General features: G+C 46.3%; 4 protein-coding genes. All 4 read left to right on the top strand.

Features of this window, described 5'->3' with window-relative positions; translation table 11 throughout:
* Nucleotides 1–1,617, top strand: a 1,617-nt coding sequence (locus tag GY843_RS07530; RefSeq protein WP_297308149.1) for an EAL domain-containing protein, incomplete at its 5' end; no start/stop codon positions are given.
* Between the two features lie 403 nt (nt 1,618–2,020).
* On the top strand, nt 2,021–3,373 hold the full coding sequence (locus tag GY843_RS07525) for a TolC family protein (protein WP_297308147.1): 1,353 nt from the start codon (nt 2,021–2,023) through the stop codon (nt 3,371–3,373).
* Nucleotides 3,374–3,398: 25 nt separating this feature from the next.
* Complete coding sequence (locus GY843_RS07520) at nt 3,399–4,904, top strand: efflux RND transporter periplasmic adaptor subunit (protein WP_297308145.1); 1,506 nt, start codon at nt 3,399–3,401, stop codon at nt 4,902–4,904.
* A partial coding sequence (locus tag GY843_RS07515; RefSeq protein ID WP_297308143.1) for a CusA/CzcA family heavy metal efflux RND transporter occupies nt 4,897–7,263 on the top strand: 2,367 nt, incomplete at its 3' end. The genes GY843_RS07520 and GY843_RS07515, both read left to right, overlap by 8 nt.

The raw sequence follows: 7,263 nt of genomic DNA, 5'->3' as shown, positions 1-7,263 counted from the left end.
TTTATCCGCGTATCAGCACTTAAAGGCAATGAACATGTTCTATCATCAAACCAACTAAACGATCCCACAACATCTTCTTTTTTGTTACAGAATGAAAAAGAAGAGAGGTTCGTAATTGGGATTTCTGCTATTGATCGCACAAGTGCAGTCAAAAACTTAAACATGAGCGTTTTGGTGTCAGCTCCATTCGAACAGGCTATTGCACCGATAGCAACATTAGAAAAAACTGCCTATTCCCTAGCAATTATTTTAGGTTGTATCATTTTTGCTATAATGATTTTCGGCTCAAGAAAAGTTATGGCAGTGGTTCATTACGAAGCCAACTTCGATCCCGTTACTTTACTTCCAAATCGCAGGCTCTTTAACGACAGATTGCAACAAACGCTTGCATATAGTTTAAGAGAATCTAATTCACCCTCTCTCCTATACCTTGATCTTGATAGGTTTAAAGAAGTTAATGATTCTTTAGGACATGTGGTAGGGGACCAATTACTCAGAGAAGTAGCAACGAGATTGAAAGGTCAAGTGCGCCAAAGTGATAGCGTTGCTCGTTTAGGAGGGGATGAATTCGCAATTATATTGAGGAATACAACAAATAACACTCGGGTTGATAGAGTAGCAGAAGCGATCATTAATGCAGTACACAAGCCTTTCCACCTTGGGGAGCATCAAGTATTCACTTCAGCTAGTGTAGGGATAGCCATTTACCCAACTGATGGTGAAACAGCTGCTCAATTAATGGTATCAGCAGACCACGCATTGTCTCATGCAAAAAAACAAGGTAAGAACAAATTCTTATTTTTCTCTAAAGAGATGCAATGGGCATCTATAAGAAGACATGAGCTATCTAATGAGTTAAGAAAGGCAATTCCAAACGGTGATTTCCAAGTTTATTTCCAGCCTATCGTTAGTACTAATAAGCCTGCTTCAATATGTAAACTTGAAGCATTAATCCGTTGGAATCATCCTAAACTAGGTTTTATCAGTCCATTGGAATTTATTCCTATAGCAGAAGAGACGCACTTTATTTCTGATCTGGGAGACTGGGTTTTCATAGAATCATTAAAATTTATTAGAAACGCCAAAAATACATTCAATATGGATATTGAGGTCAGTATTAATGTTTCCCCACTTCAGTTCAAGGCAAAGAACTTGCTCAAAACTTGGTCGGAACACCTTGTTGAATTGGGAGTATCGGGTAACTCCATTATTATAGAGATCACAGAAGGGGTTTTGATGGTTAACGACCCCCTCATAAATGATCAGCTAATTGAATTGCGTGAGGCTGGGGTAAAGATATCCTTAGATGATTTTGGTACTGGGTATTCTTCGCTCGCATACCTAAAAAAATTCAATATTGATTACTTAAAAATAGACAAAGCATTTGTTGATGACCTAGAAACGAGCTCTAGTGATCTAGCTCTATGTGAGGCCATCATCGCAATGTCACATACACTAGGGATAAAAGTAGTTGCAGAAGGGGTAGAAACCAAGGACCAAGCAACCCTCCTTAAACAGCTCAAGTCAGACTACTGCCAAGGCTACTTTTTTTCAAAACCACTTACACAAATACAGACAGTTTCATACCTAGAAGAGAATCACAGTATTGCCCAATAATACGTTCAAGAGATAAGAGATTTTTACCGTTCTGATCTGATATTAAGTCTATTAATCGTCCAGTAAAACCTATACAGATATTCTTATTACTAATAAGATTAGATATGCACCTCACGTTAAAGCCTGGATTAACTAACAGAGTATGAGGCGATGCGGGAAAAACCAGCCAATCATCTATAGTTACAGCAAGAGGTAAAGTCATATTGATTGAAATGACAAAACGAACAAACAGAAGTTACACAGCCGAATTTAAACAAGAAACCGTAGGACTAAAAAACAGATATTCTTGTAGACTGTCGTCTAATTATTTAGCGAAATCTTTATGAGTCCTCCCAGGTAGTTGCTGATTGCCTGTGGAGGAGTCTTTCATCAGGGGGCGTAAAGCCAAATGAGATCAATAATAATGGTTAGTTTGAAAAATAACTATCGACTTGGTAGGAGTTATAACGAGTTGTCTTTACTTCAACAATGTAAAACATTATTGACAGTCGCAACGTTCTTTTTAGGAGCCGAAAGCCTATTTGCTGCCGAAGTTAACAGCGTGGCGCTTAGCGAAAACCTGGCCGTAACAATTGCCGTCAGCGACAACCCGAATCTCGCTGAAGTAAATGAGCGCTATAAAGCCCTGTTAGATGTTCCCTCTCAAGTTGGTGCTTTGCCAGATCCCATGGTAAGTCTGAACGCGATGAATTTCCCCACGGATACGTTCAGCAGAGATCAGGAGCCTATGACTCAGCTTCAAGTCGGTATCAGTCAGGTTTTTCCTTTTCCTGGAAAATTAGGCTTGAAGGAAGAAGCCGCAGAATACGAAGCAACCGCTGCAGGACACTCCGTCGATGAAGTGCGCCTGCAACTTGTGAAGAATGTGAAAAGCAAATGGTGGCAGTTGTATTATTTGGATCGGGCTCTGGAGACGATTAAAAACAATCAGGCACTACTTCGCCAGTTTATTACTGTTGCGCAAACCAAGTATGAAACCGGTAAGGGATTACAGCAAGATGTATTACTGGCTCAGCTAGAGCTATCCAAGTTACTGGATCAGGAAATACAACTGGAGGCGCTGCGCCGTAATCAGGCGATAAAGCTCAATATTCTAATGGATAGAGCGGCGAACGAAGTGATTGTGCTGCCCGAGCAAGTTGCCAGATCAATGCCGGATGTCGCCGATGAAAACGTACTGTACCAACAAGCTGAATCCTCTCGCCCACTGTTAAAAAAAATGGAATCGAAAGTCGAGGCCGCACGGTCTCGTCTGGATTTGGCTGAACGAGACTTCTACCCCGATTTTAAATTGGGCGTTACCTATGGAGACCGGACTGGAGATAACCCGCCCCCAATGGGCGGGGCGCGCTCAGATTTTTTCTCAGTCATGGTTGGCGTAAAGGTGCCGCTCTATGCCGGCCGCAAGCAGTCTAAAGCTGTGTCCCAACGAAGCAGTGAGCTACAAATGAATCGTTATGCCCTGATTGATGAGAAAAGTATGGTCATGGCTGCCATATCTTCTGCAGTGACAGATTATCAAGAGGCCAAACAACAGTTTTCACTGTATGGCACAGGCATCGTGCCACAAGCACAACAAACCGTTCAATCCATGTTGGCAGGTTATCAGGTTAGCGAAGTCGATTTTCTAAACCTGGTGCGCAGCCAAATGACCCTTTTTAACTATGAATTGCAATACTGGAAGGCGTTAAGTAATGCGAAACAAGCATTAGCACGCCTGGAAGCTGCTGTCGGCGAGGAAACCGTTTATGAATAAATCAACACTCATCATCGCTGTACTCATGCTTACCATAGGTCTAGGAGCCGGATATTGGTTGTCCGGTGGTAATAGCACGAATGCTGTTGTGTCTGACGAAAAGAAACCACTGTTTTATCGTAATCCGATGAACCCCAGTGTGACGTCACCCGTCCCGGCAAAGGATTCAATGGGCATGGATTATGTGCCTGTTTATGCCGAGGAGGATACGAAGCCCGCTGAACGGGAGATACTTTTCTATAGAAACCCGATGAACCCATCAGTGACTTCTCCTGTACCCGCCAAAGATTCGATGGGTATGGATTATGTGCCCGTGTATGCCGATGACGAATCCAGTGAAGTTGTGGGTACAGTGAAGATCGATCCGGTGATTGTACAAAACATTGGGGTGCGTACCGCAAAAGCACAACAGACCGCTATAAGTCGAACTATTCGAGCTGTGGGCAGAGTGGACTTCGATGAGGAACGAATGGCCAGGCTCCACCCCAAAATCGAAGGATGGATTGAAGACATTCGTGTCGATAAAACAGGACAAAACGTTGCTGATGATGAAGTCCTGCTAAGCATTTATTCCCCTAAATTGGTTTCCGCCCAACAAGAATATCTGTTGGCACTGAATAATTTGAAAGCACTTGAAAAAAGTCCTTTTGAAGAGATTAAGCAGGGAGCACGCGATTTAGCGAGAAACTCTCGCGAACGTCTGCTGCTGCTGGATGTCCCCGAACATCAGATACGTGAGCTGGAACAAACCCGCAAGATCAAAAAGAGCCTGCATATCCATTCTCCCGTCGCTGGTACCGTAATTCGCATAGGCTCGCGCCAGGGGCAGTATGTGACACCGAAAACGGAACTTTACATGATGGTGGATCTGAGTCAGGTCTGGGTTTACGCCGATGTGTATGAGTATGAACTCCCTTGGGTAAAAATCGGTGATGAGGTTGAAATGACCTTGGCTTCGGTTCCAGGAAAGACATTTAGCGGTTCACTTGAGTACATCTACCCTTATGCCGAATCCAAAACACGTACAACGAAGGTTCGTCTGGTATTCGATAATCGTGAATTGCTGCTACGGCCTGACATGTTCGCAGAAGTCAGTATCAAATCTGACAAGCAAAACAATGCTGTCGTCATTCCCGCAGAAGCGGTCATTCGTTCAGGGGGACGTCCTCAGGTATTTGTCGTTAGAGCGCCCGGTAAATTCGAGCCTCGGTTTGTTAAGCTCGGCGTCGAGTCCAGTGGAGAAGTAGCGGTGCTGGATGGCATCAGCGCCGGAGAAGAGGTTGTCACCTCAGCCCAGTTCCTGGTCGACTCAGAGTCCAAGCTGCGTGAAGCCACAGCCAAGATGATGGAGGGCTTACAAGATTCTGGTGAAGGAGAAGATGACGCCAAGAACATGAAAGGCCATAGCGGCATGAATCATAGCGATGAAACCATGATCGAGCATACGCCCGAAGATGCAGAAGTTCATTCTGGCCACAATATGGGTCAAGAGATGAAACCATCAAAGCAGGGAGCCCACGAACATGATTAACGCCATCATCAATGCGTCCCTGCGTGATCGTTTTATGGTGTTGATTGCAACGGTAATCATCGCTCTCGTTGGGATATTCGCCTACAAGAATGCACCATTGGACGCCATCCCGGATTTATCTGATGTGCAGGTGATCATATTTACTGAATACCCGGGACAATCGCCCCAAGTCGTTGAAGACCAGGTCACATACCCCCTGACAACGTCGATGCTGGCAGTGCCTCGCACCAAAGTCGTTAGGGGCTACTCATTCTTCGGTTTGTCGTTTGTGTACATCATTTTTGAAGATGGCACCGATATGTACTGGGCGCGCTCGCGCGTACTGGAATCGATCAACTATGTCAGCGGTCGACTGCCTCAAGGCATTACGCCTACCTTGGGGCCAGACGCCACCGGGGTAGGTTGGGTATACGAATATGCCCTGGTCGATAAAACCGGTAAGCATGACTTGTCGCAACTGCGTTCTTTACAGGATTGGTATTTACGTTACCCCCTTCAAACTGTTGAAGGCGTCTCTGAAGTCGCATCGGTGGGCGGTTATGTCAAACAGTATCAGGTTGAAGTCGATCCAAATGCGCTACTGCGCTACAACATTCCCCTGAGCAAAATTAAGATGGCCATCAAGATGTCCAACAAGGACGTGGGTGGTCGTCTGGTTGAATTGGCCGAAACCGAATATATGGTGCGCGGTCTGGGGTACATTCAGTCGATCGATGATCTCAATAGTATACCCGTCAGTGTGGACAAAAACGGCACGCCCATTCGACTACAAGACGTGGCACATGTACAAGTGGGTCCCGAACTACGCAGAGGCCTGGTTGATTTAAATGGTGAAGGCGAGGTTGCTGGCGGTGTTGTGATTATGCGCTTTGGCGAGAATGCCTTAGCGACGATCCAGGCCGTGCGCGCCAAGCTGGAAGAGTTGAAGGCCGGCTTACCGGAAGGCGTGGAGATTGTTCCTGTATATGACCGCGGTGATTTGATCGAACGGGCAGTTAAGAGCCTGAATACATCGCTCTTTCAAGAGCTGCTTATCGTCAGCCTTGTGGTCATTTTGTTTTTGCTACATGCGCGATCAGCCTTTGTGGCGATCATTACGCTGCCCCTGGGAATCCTGATGGCCTTTATCATCATGCGTATCCAGGGCTTGAATGCCAATATCATGTCCTTAGGTGGCATCGCCATCACCATTGGCACCATGGTCGATGGGGCAATTGTAATGGTGGAAAATGCCCATAGCCGGTTAGCCGAGGCTCGCGAAGAAAAAGGGAGCGAGCTGACTTCGGATGAGCGCTGGAAAACGATTGGTGACTCCTGTCAGGAAGTTGGGCCTGCGCTGTTTTTTTCGTTACTGGTTATCACCGTTTCATTTTTACCCATCTTTACCATGCAGGCACAGGAAGGCCGCCTATTCAGCCCACTGGCGTTTACGGCAACCTATGCGATGGCGGCGTCAGCCATTCTGGCAATTACCTTAGTGCCAGTGATGATGGGGTACTTTCTGCGCGGGAAGATCATCGCCGAGCATAAAAACCCGATTAACCGCGCACTCCATGCACTCCATGGGCCGGCGCTGAAACTCGCTATGCGGTGGAGAAGTGTCACGCTTGTATTGGCCTTAGGGTTATTGGCAGCAACCTATTACCCCTATTCAAAACTGGGTAGCGAATTCATGCCGCCCCTGGACGAGGGTGACATCCTCTATATGCCCACGACATTCCCGGGTATTTCAATTACTAAAGCCAAAGAGCTGCTTCAACAGACAGATAAAATCCTGTCGACATTTCCCGAAGTACACCATGTCTTCGGCAAGGTTGGGCGCGCTGAATCTGCAACTGACTCGGCGCCTCTGGCCATGATCGAAACAACGGTTCGGCTTAAACCCAAAGAGGAGTGGCCCGATCCCTCAAAGTCCACCAAGGACCTGATGAATGAAATGGATAAGGCCATACAATTTCCTGGTTTAGCTAACGCCTGGACAATGCCGATAAAAACCCGTATCGACATGTTGTCGACGGGTATCAAAACACCTATTGGCATCAAAGTATCAGGACCTGATTTGAACGTTCTTCAACAGGTTTCTCAGGACATCGAGCAGGCCATGAAAACGCTGCCGGAAACAACGTCAGCCTTCGGCGATCGAGCCGTGGGTGGGTATTACCTGGATTTTGAAATCGATCGGGACAGTGCCGCACGCTATGGCCTAACCGTAGGCGCCGTGCAGGATATTATTCAAAGTGCCATTGGCGGCATGAATATCACAGAAACAGTTGAAGGGCTTGAACGGTATCCGGTAAACCTCCGCTATCCACGTGAATTGCGCGATGACATGGAGACCTTGAAACGGGTATTGATACCG

Origin of the sequence: Neptuniibacter sp. (assembly GCF_024231755.1) — a bacterium.
GTDB lineage: Bacteria > Pseudomonadota > Gammaproteobacteria > Pseudomonadales > Balneatricaceae > Neptuniibacter.
Note: the sequence above shows the minus strand (reverse complement) of the source record. Positions and strands in the feature narration are given on the sequence as shown.